General features: G+C 36.8%; 17 protein-coding genes. 4 read left to right on the top strand and 13 right to left on the bottom strand.

Annotation, left to right across the window (positions count from 1 at the left end):
* Positions 1–107: 107 nt before the first annotated feature.
* Both ACFSCX_RS22955 and ACFSCX_RS22950 read right to left on the bottom strand, forming a co-directional pair.
* Positions 108–779: a PspA/IM30 family protein gene (locus ACFSCX_RS22955; protein ID WP_377930574.1), complete on the bottom strand. Its 672-nt coding sequence runs from the start codon at positions 777–779 to the stop codon at positions 108–110.
* Between the two features lie 12 nt (positions 780–791).
* Complete coding sequence (locus ACFSCX_RS22950; RefSeq protein WP_377930573.1) at positions 792–1,298, bottom strand: DUF4178 domain-containing protein; 507 nt, start codon at positions 1,296–1,298, stop codon at positions 792–794.
* Positions 1,299–1,551: 253 nt separating this feature from the next.
* Here ACFSCX_RS22950 and ACFSCX_RS22945 point away from each other — a divergent pair, with 253 nt between their 5' ends.
* Positions 1,552–2,649: a M24 family metallopeptidase gene (locus ACFSCX_RS22945; protein WP_377930572.1), complete on the top strand. Its 1,098-nt coding sequence runs from the start codon at positions 1,552–1,554 to the stop codon at positions 2,647–2,649.
* A gap of 85 nt (positions 2,650–2,734) precedes the next feature.
* Here the strand turns inward: ACFSCX_RS22945 and ald are convergent, their stop codons facing one another.
* Complete coding sequence (ald, locus tag ACFSCX_RS22940) at positions 2,735–3,862, bottom strand: alanine dehydrogenase (RefSeq protein ID WP_377930571.1); 1,128 nt, start codon at positions 3,860–3,862, stop codon at positions 2,735–2,737.
* A 538-nt stretch (positions 3,863–4,400) separates the two neighbouring features.
* Positions 4,401–4,787, bottom strand: a complete 387-nt coding sequence (locus ACFSCX_RS22935) for a hypothetical protein (RefSeq protein ID WP_377930570.1) — start codon at positions 4,785–4,787, stop codon at positions 4,401–4,403.
* Positions 4,788–4,919: 132 nt separating this feature from the next.
* On the opposite strand from ACFSCX_RS22935, the gene ACFSCX_RS22930 reads away from it, so the two are divergent.
* On the top strand, positions 4,920–6,251 hold the full coding sequence (locus ACFSCX_RS22930) for a purine-cytosine permease family protein (protein WP_377930569.1): 1,332 nt from the start codon (positions 4,920–4,922) through the stop codon (positions 6,249–6,251).
* Between the two features lie 99 nt (positions 6,252–6,350).
* Here the strand turns inward: ACFSCX_RS22930 and ACFSCX_RS22925 are convergent, their stop codons facing one another.
* On the bottom strand, positions 6,351–6,497 hold the full coding sequence (locus ACFSCX_RS22925; protein ID WP_377930568.1) for a hypothetical protein: 147 nt from the start codon (positions 6,495–6,497) through the stop codon (positions 6,351–6,353).
* 126 nt (positions 6,498–6,623) lie between these two features.
* Between ACFSCX_RS22925 and ACFSCX_RS22920 the strand changes: the two genes are divergently transcribed.
* On the top strand, positions 6,624–6,938 hold the full coding sequence (locus ACFSCX_RS22920) for a hypothetical protein (RefSeq protein ID WP_377930567.1): 315 nt from the start codon (positions 6,624–6,626) through the stop codon (positions 6,936–6,938).
* 188 nt (positions 6,939–7,126) lie between these two features.
* A complete protein-coding gene (locus ACFSCX_RS22915; protein WP_377930566.1) occupies positions 7,127–7,906 on the top strand; it encodes a divergent polysaccharide deacetylase family protein in 780 nt (259 codons plus the stop codon).
* Positions 7,907–7,928: 22 nt separating this feature from the next.
* On the opposite strand, the gene ACFSCX_RS22910 is transcribed toward ACFSCX_RS22915, so the two are convergent.
* The 8 genes from ACFSCX_RS22910 to ACFSCX_RS22875 all read right to left on the bottom strand — a co-directional run bounded on the left by ACFSCX_RS22910 (position 7,929) and on the right by ACFSCX_RS22875 (position 14,820).
* Positions 7,929–8,435 carry a MogA/MoaB family molybdenum cofactor biosynthesis protein gene (locus ACFSCX_RS22910; RefSeq protein ID WP_377930565.1) on the bottom strand — a complete coding sequence of 169 codons (507 nt, stop codon included), beginning with the start codon at positions 8,433–8,435 and terminating at the stop codon, positions 7,929–7,931.
* Complete coding sequence (locus tag ACFSCX_RS22905) at positions 8,432–9,274, bottom strand: EcsC family protein (RefSeq protein WP_377930564.1); 843 nt, start codon at positions 9,272–9,274, stop codon at positions 8,432–8,434. The genes ACFSCX_RS22910 and ACFSCX_RS22905 overlap by 4 nt, the downstream gene beginning before the upstream one ends.
* A gap of 334 nt (positions 9,275–9,608) precedes the next feature.
* The gene (locus ACFSCX_RS22900) at positions 9,609–10,802 is read right to left on the bottom strand and encodes an acetate kinase (RefSeq protein ID WP_377930563.1); all 1,194 of its coding nucleotides are present in this window, start codon (positions 10,800–10,802) and stop codon (positions 9,609–9,611) included.
* A gap of 124 nt (positions 10,803–10,926) precedes the next feature.
* Positions 10,927–11,934: a class I SAM-dependent methyltransferase gene (locus ACFSCX_RS22895; protein WP_377930562.1), complete on the bottom strand. Its 1,008-nt coding sequence runs from the start codon at positions 11,932–11,934 to the stop codon at positions 10,927–10,929.
* A gap of 144 nt (positions 11,935–12,078) precedes the next feature.
* Positions 12,079–12,579, bottom strand: a complete 501-nt coding sequence (tpx, locus tag ACFSCX_RS22890) for a thiol peroxidase (protein ID WP_377930561.1) — start codon at positions 12,577–12,579, stop codon at positions 12,079–12,081.
* A 219-nt stretch (positions 12,580–12,798) separates the two neighbouring features.
* Positions 12,799–13,314: a GerW family sporulation protein gene (gene ytfJ, locus ACFSCX_RS22885; protein WP_377930560.1), complete on the bottom strand. Its 516-nt coding sequence runs from the start codon at positions 13,312–13,314 to the stop codon at positions 12,799–12,801.
* A 14-nt stretch (positions 13,315–13,328) separates the two neighbouring features.
* A complete protein-coding gene (locus ACFSCX_RS22880; RefSeq protein ID WP_377930559.1) occupies positions 13,329–14,021 on the bottom strand; it encodes a DUF2953 domain-containing protein in 693 nt (230 codons plus the stop codon).
* A 256-nt stretch (positions 14,022–14,277) separates the two neighbouring features.
* Positions 14,278–14,820, bottom strand: coding sequence for an RDD family protein (locus ACFSCX_RS22875; protein ID WP_377930650.1), 543 nt, complete (start codon positions 14,818–14,820; stop codon positions 14,278–14,280).
* Positions 14,821–14,824 lie beyond the last annotated feature (4 nt).

The raw sequence follows: 14,824 nt of genomic DNA, 5'->3' as shown, positions 1-14,824 counted from the left end.
TGGTCCTTATTTTTATCCAAAAATAATCAAAGCCGGTGAAATTTTACTCTCGTAAAATTTCACCGGCTTTTTCTATTGAGGTGGGTTTTGTCCCAGCCTCATTTACTCTATTCCTTACCTAGCTTCTTTTTCAACGCAGCCAGTTCATCATCTACTCCACTATTACGATCTAGTGTAGAAAACTCATCATCAAGACTTCTACTCTTTGAGGACAGGTCTTCACTCGTTTCTGCCTCTGCTTCAAAACGCATAACCTTTTCTTCCATTCTTTCAAACCCTTGTCTTGATTGGTCTCCACCGATTCCTGACATGACTCGATTCATTTTTGTACGAGTTTGTGCAGACTCCGCACGAGCTTTTAATGTGTCTTTCTTAAGCTTCATTTCATGATATTCACGTTTCATTTCATCTAGTTTTTCACGAAGTGCATCTGCATCGTTCTTAGCACGATCATATGAATCCTTTAGCATTTCGGCTTGTTGACTTTGCAGCTTTTTATCCTCTAAAGCTCTTTTAGCAAGATCCTCATTTCCTGCTTCTAACGCTTTAATTGCCTGGTCTTCCCGTTTTTGTACGAGGCTAGTTGCATCCTCGTGCTTTTTCTTTAACATCTTTTCATTCGCAATTTGTTTTGCTACGGCTGCTTCTGCCTCACGAATATCGGCTTCCATTTCACGCATAAATTGATCAAGCATTTTTACTGGATCTTCTGCCTTATCAAGAAGTGCATTTAACTCTGAGCCTACAACTGTTTTTACTCGCTTAAAAAATTGAAACATATGAACTCCTCCTTATTTAGACGCAATAAATTTTAATTCGTATTCGTCAATATCGTATCCACGGCTAACTTCTACTTCACTACCCCAAATTTCTACAGATAAATAAGATTCCTCTTCTTCATCACAAAAGTCAAAATACTTACATGTAGCACCATTAACATTTTGTCCTCTTCCTATACCTGTTACACTTGCTGTTCCCTTTTCATCTAGGTAATAGGTTGTACCCTCAAACGTAATCTCTTTCGGAATCGGTTCAGATAGTTTTAATTTAATTTTTTCATAAACACCTAAGATTAGCTCGTCATCCATCTCCACACTGAGCCAAATGACTTTGTCGGTTGATTGGAGCTGATAAGCATGCCAGGTGAATCCATGATCATTATAGGAGAGCTTTCCAACGACCTGATAATCCTCAAGATCATACGTTACAAAATCGTTCATTTCAAGATTGAAAATGGTTCGATCCTCAACTTGTGGTGCTTCTTCTTGTTTAGAGAAGAGTCTTTTAAAAAAGCTCACATCCTCACCTCTTCATTCTTCTTTTCACAATATGTAATACGAGTTACAAGAAAAAGAGTTTCATGTTTTTTAATGTTTTTTTAATTTTCTCCTATTTTATCTTAAAGTTTACACATATATAAATCATTGTTACAGTTAGGCTAAACAAAATGTTGATTTAAGGTATTTTCTTGAGTTAGTTTATTTCCTTTATCTTCAAAAAAAATTATACTTTTTTTGAGATCAAAAATTCTGTAATGGGGTGTGATTGTTAATGAGCCAAAAAAGATTACATGCTCTAGTTGATTGGATGAAAACCGAACATATTTCTGCAAGCTTTATCACTTCAAAAGCAAATGTTTTTTATTTGAGCCAGTTTTATACGGATCCACATGAACGGATTGTAGGTTTACTCATTTTTCAAAATGAGGCACCTTTGCTAGTTTGCCCAAATATGGAGAAAGAACAAGTGCGTTCTGCTGGCTGGGAGCACGAAATTATCGGCTATTCCGATACAGACAATCCCTGGGAATTCATAAAGAAGGCCACTGTTGAACGTAATATTCAGATTGATAGCCTAGCTATCGAAAAAGAGCATATGATTTATACTCGTGTAGAAAAGATAAATGAGATATTTAGCTCTCCTATACTTGTATCCGCAGAGGAAATATTACAAGAGCTCCGAAATATTAAAGAACCTGGCGAGATTCATATTCTTAGGGAGGCAGCAAAGCTGGCTGATTTTGGTGTAGAAGTTGGAGTATCTGCAATAAAGGAAGGACGAACTGAATCTGAAATTCTGGCAACCATCGAATATGAACTAAAGAAGAAGGGTATTCGTGAAATGTCCTTCTCAACCATGGTACTAACAGGTGAGAAAACAGCAGCACCTCATGGAAAGCCTGGTTTAACAACAGTGAAGCATGGTGATTTTGTTTTGTTTGATTTAGGAGTTGTATTTAATGGATACTGCTCTGATATAACAAGAACCGTAGCACTTGGAGAAGTGAATGATAAACAACGTGAGGTTTATGAGACAGTTCTTGAAGCTCAGCTGGCTGCACTTGCTGTCAGTAAGCCGGGCGAAGAGATTGGACTAATCGATCGGACGGCAAGATCGATTATTACGGAAAAAGGATATGGCGATTATTTTACACACCGAATTGGACATGGTCTTGGTATCGATGTTCATGAATATCCTTCGATGACTGCCACAAACACACTTCAATTAAGGCAAGGGATGACCTTTACCATCGAGCCTGGAATTTATATACCAGGTGTCGGCGGAGTTCGCATTGAAGATGATGTACTAATTACGGAAACTGGCTTTGAGACGTTAACGAAGTTTCCGAAGGAACTACAGATTATATAATAATATACTGAATTAAAGCCTAGGCTGCTTAAACTGTACCATCTTGTAAAGGACATTTAAGTTAGCCTAGGCTTTTATAATTAAATTAACTAATCAAATGCATTAATTGTTCACGTGCTTCCGCATAATCAAGACCGTGTGCTTCTGACACTGCTTGATACGTTACAAAGCCGTTTAATGTGTTAATTCCTTTAAGTAATGCTTCATTTTCAAGACATGCTTGCTTGTACCCTTTATTCGCAATTTGGACTGCGAAAGGAACTGTTACGTTTGTTAACGCAATTGTAGACGTACGTGGAACCGCCCCAGGCATATTTGCTACAGCATAGTGTACGACTCCATGCTTTTCGTATGTTGGATCATCATGAGTTGTAATCCGATCTGTTGTTTCAAAAATTCCACCTTGGTCGATTGCAATATCCACAACAACAGAACCAGGAGACATTTCCTTAATCATCTCTTCTGTTACAAGCTTTGGAGCTTTCGCACCTGGGATTAATACAGCACCAATTACAAGGTCTGATTCCTTTACTTCTTGAGCAATATTAAATGGATTTGACATTAATGTAGTAATATCATTTCCAAAAATGTCATCTAGTTGACGAAGGCGATCAGGATTTACATCAAGGATAGATACTTGTGCTCCAAGACCGATGGCAATTTTTGCAGCGTTTGTTCCGGCAACTCCACCGCCAATAATTGATACTTTCCCACGTCTTACTCCCGGAACTCCACTTAAAAGAATTCCTTTACCACCTTTTGGCTTTTCAAGGAATTGAGCTCCTAATTGTGAAGACATACGTCCAGCCACTTCACTCATTGGTGTTAATAATGGCAGTGAACCATTTGGAAGTTGTACAGTTTCATAAGCAATACCGACCACTTTGTTATTAATTAAAGCTTTTGTTAATTCTGGCTCTGGAGCAAGGTGTAAATAGGTAAATAAGATAAGGCCATTTCTAAAATAGCCGTATTCACTTGGTAGAGGTTCTTTTACCTTCATTACCATATCCATTGACCAAGCATCTTCTGCCGTATCAACAATTTTTGCTCCTGCTTCTATGTATTGTTCATCTGTAAACCCTGATCCCATGCCAGCATTTTTTTCAATAAATACCTCATGTCCAAATCTCACTAGGTTGATTACTCCTGCCGGTGTCATTGCTACACGATTTTCATTATTCTTAATTTCCATAGGTACACCAATACGCACTTTTCATTCCTCCTACTTATCAATGCCTAAATTTACCGTATTAAATATAACACCAAAAGACAAATTGTTAAACAAATTTCTCTAATTTTTTCATGCTTTTGTAAGCACTTTCAATATTGTGAATACTTAGTTTTTTATCTAGTTTTAGCATGTCCTGTTCGCTTTAAACTTAATGGGAACAAAAGGCTCAGGGCGCCCGGTAGGCCTAAGGCAGAGCAAATATTCCTAAATGAGAAAAAGGGTGCTTTTACTCATTTAGGGTTAATTGACCAAGGAAAAAGTGATTTTTCTTATTCCCCTCGAGTAGCTGGGTGATGGAGCTGAATTCCAAGTCACTAGCCGGTTCTCTTGCAGAAAACTTTTATACTTTCTTCATAATTGAACAAAAGGCTCAGGGCGCCCCGGTTAGCCTCAGGCGGGCTAGAGGCTAGAGCCAGATTACTACGCTCATCACTCAGTTATCCACAAATGATGAGCTTTTATAGTTTCCTAAACAATAAATAGTTGACGGTTTATAGCAAGTGCCCGTCACTTTACTTTATTCCGACTTTTGGTTCTCTTTCCGATTCCAATGCCACGTATATAAATTATTGTTAGGATCTATCCACCGAACTACAAATCCGTCCAAATTCGGAAACTCATGCTGAAGGGAAACAAGTAGGTGCTCTTTTTCTACTTTATTTGATATTTCAAGTCGGTTATATAATTCTTTAACCTTTTCCTTTGCTTTCTCCCCTTTAATGACGGTCGATCCATTTTCCCATTCATAATGTGAGGGATTTTCAAACTCAAATTCCGTTTCGACCCCATCTTGCCATATCGTCACCTTAAAAAGCAGACTATTGGTATAATCAGCTGCATAAACATTTGAGCTTGGAAGTTGAAATAAAAGGAACAATGTTACGAATACAAATCCCGTTCTCATGTAATCACCTCAATTCTATCATGAGGAAAATCAAGGGAATTTATACCACACTCTTTATTTTCTGTAAAAAACGTAAATATTTCATGTTCCGATATATAATAGAACATAGCATTCTTTAAAGGGGACTATACTATGAGCAAGCATAATAGGATTGAAAAGTTTGGTCTTGATCCTGTTCCAAACGAACTAAAGAATACTAGATGGTTTGATTATTTATATATTCAGTTAGCATTTTCAGTAAATGCTGGAAATTTTTTAGTACCTGCTTTGGCAGTAATAGAAGGTGGTTTGTCGTTTATTTATGCTGTGTTAAGCACAGTAATAGGGGCGGCCATTGCCTTTTCATTCGTATCATGGCTAAGTCTTCCAGGTGCTTCTTATGGTATTCCTTCACAGTATGCAATCCGATCTATTTTAGGAATTAAAGGTGCAAAATATATCGGCTCTCCAATACGAACCTTGACATCGTTATATTGGTTTGCCGTTCAAACAATAGGTGGTACTTTCGTCATAAAAGAATTGATAAATAGATTGTTTCAAATCCATGTACCATTTACTATCATCGCCTTACTGCTGTCAAGTTTAATGGCCATTCTCGCCTTAATTGGATTTAATATGATTAAAAGTGTAACGAAGTATTTTATTCCAATTCTCATTTTAGGCCAAGGTGTCATCATTTATATATTTATCATTAACAGCCCAGCAATCATCAATGTCATTGCACCTCATACAAATTTTTCTTTTCATTCATTTTTCTTTTATACAGGATTAGCTTTTGTTCAATATGTTTCAGGTGTAAGCTCCTCAGCAGATATTGCTCGTTACTCTAAATCAGAAAAGCACTCAGTTTTTGGATTGTTTTTTGGGAACGTGATTGGATTTGTCATGACTGCTATTTTAGGTGCTTTTTCAGCAGCACAATTCCAACATCTTAACCCATTTGTTTCGGCCACACAACTGACGAGTTCATTTTCTCTTGTCACCTTGATTTCATTATGTGCGATTGTTTCGATGATTTCTATTAACATGAGCAATGCCTATACTGGAGGTTTCAGCTTATTAAACAGCTTTCCTAAGCTTGGACGGTTAAAGAGTGCTATGATTTTTGGTATTCTCGGTGTTATCCTAAGTTGTTTTCCAACATTAGTCACACAAGCCAAGGATTATATATCTTTACTAGGTGCATTCATCATTCCGTTATCTGCTGTAATTGTCACAGATTTTATTTTTATTAAAAGAAATAAAATTGACATCAATGACCTAGAACGAATATTCGACAAGCAATATCAGCTTAATCACGTAGCTTTTTTAACGATTTCATTTGGTATTATCATCTATTTTATGTTATACGCTTATACTTCACCCGGCATATATACTTTCATGGGATCATCAAGCATTTATATAGTGATAAAGAAGCTAGCTACTCGTAAACAAATAAAAAAGAAGTCATCAATATCCGTCTAGGTCTTGATGACTTTTTTATTCCTCATTGGCTGGTACTATTACATTCTCCATTTAAATTGTACATGGCACCATCTTTCAAAAATGAGTAATATAATCCCTTTATCTTTCCTCGTATTGTGGATCATTTTCTTGATTGACAGTATAGTCAAAGCCACTCTGATAAGCATCTGTTAACTGCTGGGTCAATTCTTTTTCTCCGACCTCATCGTAATAAAGTTCAAATGAATCTCTATTATCGTTTTTCATTTTCATTCACTCCTTTCCTTCTAGTTTCATGCTTGTGGTGTCTAATTATGAACGGAAATACATGGGATTAGAAAGAACAGACAAATTTGTGTACAATAAAGATATTGGAATGATGGGGGAATTATAATGAATCTATTTTTTGTTTTAGATAAAAGGCTTGGTATTCAGTTGCCTGATTTAAAAAAAGAATGGGAAGAATATACAGATGAAGAGCAACAATCCATACTAGTGACATGGGAAAAAATAAGGGGACGAATCCCAGATCGTATAGCCGAAATCGAAACGAAAATTAACCAAAAACAGTCTGAACTAGGAGAGGAAAATGATTTCAATCGTTCATGTGAATTAAACTCTGAAATTTCCGAACTTGCCTCAATGATTAATGACTTGTGGCTTTGGTACAGACTTAACCAAACTGTAACAGATAAAGTACATTTTTAGTGAAACGAAGCAATGAAAAAATCCTTAGGATTCCGTCATTGCTTTGTTTTTTTTAACAGAGTTTTTATTATTAAATGTCCATACTTTGAAGACTTCATGCTAATGAATTTTTATCATAAGGTATAGAATAAGATAGAATACCTTCCCTCATATTAAGACTATCTATACATTAAAAGGGGAGAATGCCCATGAAGACATGTAAACTGGTATTACTTTCTATTTTCATCCTTTTTGCGCTTCCAACCGATATTGTCCAAGGTAAAACGACTGAGTTGAAATCCGCCATCATTATTGATGATTTTGGTGGTGGTGCTGGTGGAGTCATGGATTTTCTTGATGGCGAAATTCCAATAACGGCAGCAGTTATGCCCTTTACAAAGAAATCCAAAGAACATGCTGAGCTAGCTCATAAAAGGGGGCTTGAAGTAATCGTCCACTTGCCAATGCAACCAAAGAAAGGAAAACGATCATGGTTAGGCCCTAACCCCATTACCGTTGACTTGACCCCAAACGAAGTAAAAAAACGTGTAGAGGAAGCTTTGGAAAGTGTTCCATATGCCGTGGGACTAAATAACCATATGGGATCATTAGCTGTTGAGGATGAAGAACTTGTGAGAGCAATTGTTGAGGTTGCAAAAGAAAGAAACTTATATATTGTGGATAGTGGGACTAGTCCCAAATCGAAATTCCCTAAACTTGCAAAGGAGCTCGGAGTACCTGTACTCATAAGAGACGTATTTCTAGATGATGTATCTACAGTGACTCACGTATCCAGACAAATGAGGAAGTTAGCAAAAATCACAGAACAGAATGGAGAAGGAATTGCGATTGGACATGTTGGAGTTAATGGGAAAATTTGTTATACCGGAATTGTCCTATCTATGAATGAATTTGAAGAAAAACATATTGAAATTGTTCCAGTTTCTGAGCTGTTTTTAGATGATACAAAACATTTTAATATTCAATAAAGTAAGAGGGTTTATTTACCTCTTACTTTTTTAATTCATGAACTACATGATGTAATTCAGGAAGGATTAGTTTTTCCATTGCCAGCCTTACTGCACCACTTGAGCCAGGCATTGAAAAAATTGCTGTATCACGATATACTCCTGCAATTGCTCTAGATAAAATAGCGGCTGAGCCAATATCTTCAGTATAACTAAGCATTCGGAACAATTCGCCAAATCCAACTATTTCCTTTTCAATTATTCGCAGAACGGTTTCAATCGTTACGTCTCTTTTTGCTATTCCTGTCCCACCATTTATTAGGACTACATCAATGTCAGGATTTTCACAGGCTTTCGCAATTTCTATATGAATGAATTCCATTTCATCCTTCACGATTACATAATCTAAGATGGTATGACCATGCTTCTCCATCAACTGATAGATTAACCTTCCACTTTTATCTGTATCTATTGAACGTGTGTCACTTACAGTAATGATTTTACATATCACTGATTTTGGTGCTACTTTTTTATGTTCACTTACACTCATTCCCAATCTTCCCTCTCTGATAAATATCGTAGCTGATAATAATGGTGAGCAAACTGAGTAACTTGCCTTGTTAAACTATAATTCATTCCAGCGCCAATACCTACACCAATTAACGGAATTCCTTGATATAGTTTTCTCCGGAACATAAGGATAAAGGTAGCCTTTAGCATCTGCTTTAGGGGTAAATCAATCCATGTTTCATCCGTCAGTTGATCATTACCTCCATACCAAAAAGACGACTCCACATCCTCCTCCAGTTCTTGTATTAAATTATTCCATCCCACTCTTTGAAGTCTTTTAGGAAGAGTTGACGCATGAAAAACCTTTAAAGAAGTCATCATTTCATAAGGTGCGTTCACTTCATAGCCGTATATAAGGGACAAAAGCTGGACAATACGCAAGTTAATGATTGTCATTAAAGGTATATCTGCAGAAAGCAGTAGAATACCACCCGTCCCTGTTAGTCCTCCTTGAGCGAATGAGTAGAGTCGATGTTTTGCTATTTCTTGTTCGGCAATATAAACGAGCTGCTCAATCGGTAACGATCTTAAATCCGTAATATCATGTATATGAGGATATTGTAATCTAGCTGTATTTATTATTCGTTGTCTTGCCTCAATTTGAAATTGAGATCCTTGAAGAAGGGCATGCAAATGAAACAACCAATTATCTAACAATGAATAAAACTTCTCCTGAGCTGTTGGAGAGAGTCTGTTAAATGATCGTTCAATTAACTTATCATATGTTTTTTCAAAGTCTGATGCATCATATTCATGCAATTGACGTTCCCAGTCCTTTATCTTTTTGTAAACGTCTTGCTCTCTCTCTGATAATGCCATAAAGAGCCTCCTTAGGATAAATGAAGTTGACATCATTATATCATATACTTTATAGAAAAACTTGGCAGGCCCATTATAGACAAGTAAAGGCGAACAAAAGGCTCAGGGCGCCCCGTTTTGCCTAAGGAAAGCAAATGTTCTGGCATGAAAAAAAGGGTGGTTTTCCCTTTTATTCATGACAGGTTATTTTTCCTCGAGTAGGATGAAATGGCAAAAATCGTCGCCTTTTTCATCTTGGCTGGACGCTGGTGCTGGATTTAGCCGTAATATTGGATAAACTAAACATTAGAAACTTTCTTAACTTATAAAGAAAAGGGTCCATGATATGGACCCTTTATGAGATTTCTGATAGCCTTATGACATCGCGGGCTATCATTACCTCTTCATTGGTCGGAATGACCAATACTTTAACTGGAGAGTGTGGATAATTAATAAAAGCCTCTTCTCCCCTTACCTTATTTAACATTGGATCCCAATACACACCCATAAACTCTAAACCATTTAGCACCCGTGCTCTAATAACATCACTATTTTCTCCTATACCTGCAGTAAAGATTATTGCATCTACCCCAGACATTCTAGTTGCATAAGATCCTATATACTTATGAATTCTACTTGCAAACACTTCTAACGCTAGCTCAGCTCTTTCATTTCCAGTTTCAGCTGCTTGTTCAATATCTCGAAGATCACTCGAGAAACCGGAAACACCTAATATACCACTTTTCTTATTCAAAATATCTAATACTTCATCCGCATTTTTTCCGGTCTTTTCCATAATAAACGGGATTAATGCAGGATCGATGTTCCCCGAACGTGTTCCCATTGCTACACCTGCTAAAGGGGTGAATCCCATAGAAGTATCAATAGATTTGCCTCCTTCAATGGCGGCAATACTAGCTCCATTACCAAGGTGGCAAGAAATTAATCGAAGCTGTTCAACTGGACGCCCAAGCATCTCAGCTGCTCTTTGTGAAACATATTTATGACTAGTACCATGGAATCCATATTTTCGAATTCCGAACTTTTCATAGTACTCGTACGGCAAACTGTATAAAAATGACTTTTCCGGCATTGTTTGATGAAAAGCAGTATCAAAAACAGCAACTGCAGATACATGAGGAAGAACCTTTTGAAACGCCTTAATACCGGTTACATTGGCAGGATTATGAAGGGGAGCTAGTTCAGAAAGCTCTTCAATTTCTGCAAGTATTTGATCGGTTATTTTCACACTATCACTAAATGCCTCGCCGCCATGGACAACGCGATGACCAATTCCGTCAATTTCATCAAGACTTGCAATTATTTTTAGTCCTGTAAGCTTTGTAAGAAGAAGTTCGACCGCAACAGCATGATTAGGGATATCAGTTATTTCCTTATGTTTTTCACCTTTTACCGATATAGTAAATATACTTTCGGATAATCCAATTCTTTCTACTAATCCTTTTGTTACGACTGATTCACTTGGCATATCAAACAACTGAAACTTAAGGGATGAACTTCCTGCGTTTATAGCCATAATTTTCGACATGAAAGACAGCTCCTTTTTACTCAATACGGCAAACACCTTTTTAACCAGTTACTATGTATAAACAGTGCTCGCTACCCTATTATGATTTTCTTAATAATAGACATTTAAACACAGGTAAGCCATATTACTCTGAACTAACATGGTATTGAGTATTAAACCATTGCTCAATTCTTCCAATCATTCCCTGCATGGCATTCTTATTTGAAAATGAAGGTAGGTTTGCTAAAAGAGCTTGTTTAGGTGGAGTCACATCAAAACCTTTCTTTCGAAGCATAAAAATGCTCTTTGCATGATCCTCACTTTTAAACATCGAAAGTGGCAATTGAAGTAATCCAAGAATAACGCCATGTTCCTTAATAAACCCATGTAACTGACTAGCATGCTCTCCTTCGAAAAGCTTATTTGGTACAACAAATAAGAGCGTTCCACCTTCTTTTGTATATCGAAAGCTCTGCTCAATAAATAAGTGGTGAGCAAGTGAGTGTCCATTTGTATTTCTCAATTCGAATTTTTCAGCCCCTAAGTCATTTGGATAATACCCAACAGGTAAGTCACAAATTGTGATGTCAACAGGGTCAATAAATAAATCCTGCAGGGCATCTTGGTTGAAGAATTCTGTTGGATGCTCTTGTAGATTTGCATTGATAAATCCGAGCTTTACTAGAAGATCATCAATCTCAATTCCTAAACTTTTAACATCCTTTTGCGTTAATTGATTTAAAACTGCAGTTAACAGGTTTCCTGTTCCAGCTGCTGGGTCTAAAATTGTAAGCTCTTCTAAATTTTTCGTTAATTTGTTAACTAAAAAACTAACAAATAAGGCAACCGCATCAGGGGTCATTTGGTGATGAGATTGTGTTGAATCTTTCATCCCCTTTAGGATTGCCAATTGGTAGCCTTTTCGTATTTCTTCCTTTGAAAAACGCTCGATATGTAGACTGTTATATTCTTTTTGTAGTTTCTTCGTAATGATCTCATTTGGTGTTAATTCTTCCTGCAAAATAGCACCTTCAAATACATTATCACCTGTTAGAGCCACAGCCTCTAAATAACTTACGTGCAGCTCTTGTTGCAGTATTATAGATGTATGATCTATGATATTAAACCATTTTTCAATATTGTTCTGTTCCATTTCAAAAACTCTCCCTTCGATCGGACTTTATTCTAGTGAGTTATGTATCTAGTTTCTGGGCTAGAGAAAATAGGTATTGCTTTTTATCTAGCCTATATAGCTAAAAAACGCCTCATTGGCTCGAGGCGTTTTCTTTACTTATCATTACTTTGCAGCTTTTACCGCTTCTAGTGCTGCTTCATAGTTTGGATGATCAGTACCTTCACTTACATATTCTACATAAGTTACTTTATCATCACTATCTACGATAAATACAGCACGTGCTAATAAACGCAATTCTTTCATATGTACCCCGTATGCTTCTCCAAATGAAAGGTCTCGGTGGTCTGATACTGTTTGAACATTTTCAATTCCGTTAGCTCCGCACCAACGTTTTTGGGCAAATGGAAGGTCAACACTAACAGTCAAAGCCTTTACATTATCTAATTTTGCTGCTTCTTCGTTAAAGCGACGAGTTTGTGCATCACAAACACCTGTATCTAGAGAAGGAGTTGAAACAAGTAAACGTACTGAGCCTTTTGAGTCCGCAAGTGTAACCGGCGTTAAATCATTTGCTAGTACTGTAAAGTTAGGGGCATTGTCACCAACTTTCACTTCGTTTCCTAACAATGTGATTGGATTACCCTTAAATGTAATAGATGCCATTACCGATTCCTCCCAATTAAAAATATTCACTCCAATCATACTCATAATGAGTATGAATTGCAATTCAAATAACTTTTGAAACTTGTAAACATTAGGTTTTTATCTTTGTTGTCAGTTTGTTAATAACTGTTGTTTTTCAACATCATTTATCATGTCTTTTGGGAGAAATGATTCCTATTGATCAAAATAAATAAGTTAACCAAGTGGCTAACTTATCGTTTAGAAGTCTAAGTTTTGCTTTTTCTCGTAGTATCCTTGTCCACCATTGCCATTTTGATTATTTTGAGTTTGATTATTTTGGTTTTGTTTATTTTGATTGTTATCGTTTTTACTAAACATTTGCTGGATTTTCTCAACTGCTTGTGGTGCAACCTCTAAGATTTTTTCGTAAAGGTGTGTGCTTTCGTCTAAATGAAGCATTTTAACTCCATTCGCATTTACAATAAGAAAAGCAATTGGTGTAATCGATACTCCGCCCCCACTACCTCCACCGAATGGGAGTTTTTGCTGCGACTTATCTTGTCCTTGTCCATCACCGCTACTTTGTTTCCCACCTGATTCGACTGAAAACTCACTACCACCTGCTGCAAATCCAAATCCAACCTTAGAAACTGTTAAAATAACACTTCCATCAGGTGTCTCCACTGGATCACCTATGATCGTATTTACGTCAATCATTTGCTTTAAGCTTTCCATTGCAGTTGTCATTAATCCTTGAATTGGATGATCAGACATATGATTATTCCTCCTTAAACGATTGATTTCTCATTATCCTCTGACTTGATGAAAGAAGGAGTGTTTGACTTAAACGAAGGGAATCCTCCTTTCCAAAATTTGACGACTCTTAAACCTGCTAGAATAGCATTCCCGATTCGAAATGAAAAAATACATGTTAGCTTTGTATGAGAAAACATTTGTTGAAAAAACGGAGTAATCGTTATATTTGGCACTGCTTTTAATTTCATGTACTGACTTAAAATCCCTATAATACAACCTTTAATTGACCAGCCAGCTCCAACAAGTGTACCTGTTAAAGCGGCATCACCAGCTCCAATATTTGAATGCCATTCTAGCTTTTGAATGGTAATCTTGTTTAAAAACTTTTTAACTATTGAATGAAACTCTACAACATGTTGAAGGAGTTCCTGTGTATTTTTCATAAGGTTTATAAACTCAGTTGGTGTTACCTTTTGCTCTGTTTCTTGCTTCTTTTCTTTGACTGTACCAGCATATGAATCTCGCTTTAGGACTAAACTGTTTGATTCCTTATCTATTTTTACAAGGGGGATATTAAAGGTATATCGAATAAACCATAGCCGTACCATAATAGACATATTGTCATTATCCTGGGTATGAAAATAATCAATTTTTATATGAAGTTTAGATAGAAAAAGTAGTGTAAAAAATAAAAAAAAGCCGAACACAATCCATATCCATACCATATACCTCACCTCTTCACCGTATCAGTATCACCCTTTTTATAATAAATAAACCTATCCGGCGTCTGCAGGATAGGTTTATTTATTATAAAGTGAAACTAACAACCAGTGGGGGGGTTCCTCATCCCCCACTGATTGTTAGCCCCGGCCCACACTGTGGGTCACACAGACGTTGCCACAGGATGTGGCGATCTTAGTCTGTTTTCATATTATCGGGTTCTTACTGGCGCTTATCCCCCACTTAAACTTCTCGATTCATCTAAAGTTTTGAAGTGGGGGTTTTAGCGCCAGTTGGAACGGGATAACGACTATATCTTTCGAGAATAACGCTCGTATCTGAGAACATGTCGTGAATTCCTTGATTTCTTGGTGAAAATGCTACTACAATATACCCTATGAAAAACAAGGTTTTCGAAATAAATTTCCCAATTACCTCTCTAAAAATAGTAGTGGACCAGCTAAGAGAATCGTGATTTCTCAAATCAATCACTCTTAACCCGAATACCATCTTTCCTAGGGTTTGACGGTATAATTTAGTCATCAATACAAAATAGAGATACAGTGTGATGGTGGTCGTGATAGCAATTGGCGCAAACATAGATTCTTTCGTTAAAGGTAAGTCAAAGATTTTAAATAGTGGATAGACGATGATTTGGTTTATGCTTGATACAACGAGAGCATCAATCAAAAACGCCCAAAATCGAATCCAAAACCCTGCATAGTAAATCACGGGTTCCTTAGTTGGATGTGTTACTTCAAGATGCTCATTTGAATGGTCCGTTCCTGTTATTGTTTGATCCATATCC

Origin of the sequence: Bacillus salitolerans (assembly GCF_042680805.1) — a bacterium.
In the GTDB taxonomy this organism is placed as follows: domain Bacteria; phylum Bacillota; class Bacilli; order Bacillales; family SA4; genus Bacillus_CJ; species Bacillus_CJ salitolerans.
Note: the sequence above shows the minus strand (reverse complement) of the source record. Positions and strands in the feature narration are given on the sequence as shown.

Bases quoted from the DNA above. Each gene is read 5' to 3' on its own strand.
- ACFSCX_RS22955 (WP_377930574.1), bottom strand. From the start codon at position 779: ATGTTTCAATTTTTTAAGCGAGTAAAAACAGTTGTAGGCTCAGAGTTA.
- ACFSCX_RS22945 (WP_377930572.1), top strand. From the start codon at position 1,552: ATGAGCCAAAAAAGATTACATGCTCTAGTTGATTGGATGAAAACCGAA.
- ACFSCX_RS22935 (WP_377930570.1), bottom strand. From the start codon at position 4,787: ATGAGAACGGGATTTGTATTCGTAACATTGTTCCTTTTATTTCAACTT.
- ACFSCX_RS22930 (WP_377930569.1), top strand. From the start codon at position 4,920: ATGAGCAAGCATAATAGGATTGAAAAGTTTGGTCTTGATCCTGTTCCA.
- ACFSCX_RS22925 (WP_377930568.1), bottom strand. From the start codon at position 6,497: ATGAAAAACGATAATAGAGATTCATTTGAACTTTATTACGATGAGGTC.
- ACFSCX_RS22920 (WP_377930567.1), top strand. From the start codon at position 6,624: ATGAATCTATTTTTTGTTTTAGATAAAAGGCTTGGTATTCAGTTGCCT.
- ACFSCX_RS22915 (WP_377930566.1), top strand. From the start codon at position 7,127: ATGAAGACATGTAAACTGGTATTACTTTCTATTTTCATCCTTTTTGCG.
- ACFSCX_RS22910 (WP_377930565.1), bottom strand. From the start codon at position 8,435: ATGAGTGTAAGTGAACATAAAAAAGTAGCACCAAAATCAGTGATATGT.
- ACFSCX_RS22905 (WP_377930564.1), bottom strand. From the start codon at position 9,274: ATGGCATTATCAGAGAGAGAGCAAGACGTTTACAAAAAGATAAAGGAC.
- ACFSCX_RS22900 (WP_377930563.1), bottom strand. From the start codon at position 10,802: ATGTCGAAAATTATGGCTATAAACGCAGGAAGTTCATCCCTTAAGTTT.
- ACFSCX_RS22895 (WP_377930562.1), bottom strand. From the start codon at position 11,934: ATGGAACAGAACAATATTGAAAAATGGTTTAATATCATAGATCATACA.
- tpx (WP_377930561.1), bottom strand. From the start codon at position 12,579: ATGGCATCTATTACATTTAAGGGTAATCCAATCACATTGTTAGGAAAC.
- ytfJ (WP_377930560.1), bottom strand. From the start codon at position 13,314: ATGTCTGATCATCCAATTCAAGGATTAATGACAACTGCAATGGAAAGC.
- ACFSCX_RS22880 (WP_377930559.1), bottom strand. From the start codon at position 14,021: ATGGTATGGATATGGATTGTGTTCGGCTTTTTTTTATTTTTTACACTA.
- ACFSCX_RS22875 (WP_377930650.1), bottom strand. From the start codon at position 14,820: ATGGATCAAACAATAACAGGAACGGACCATTCAAATGAGCATCTTGAA.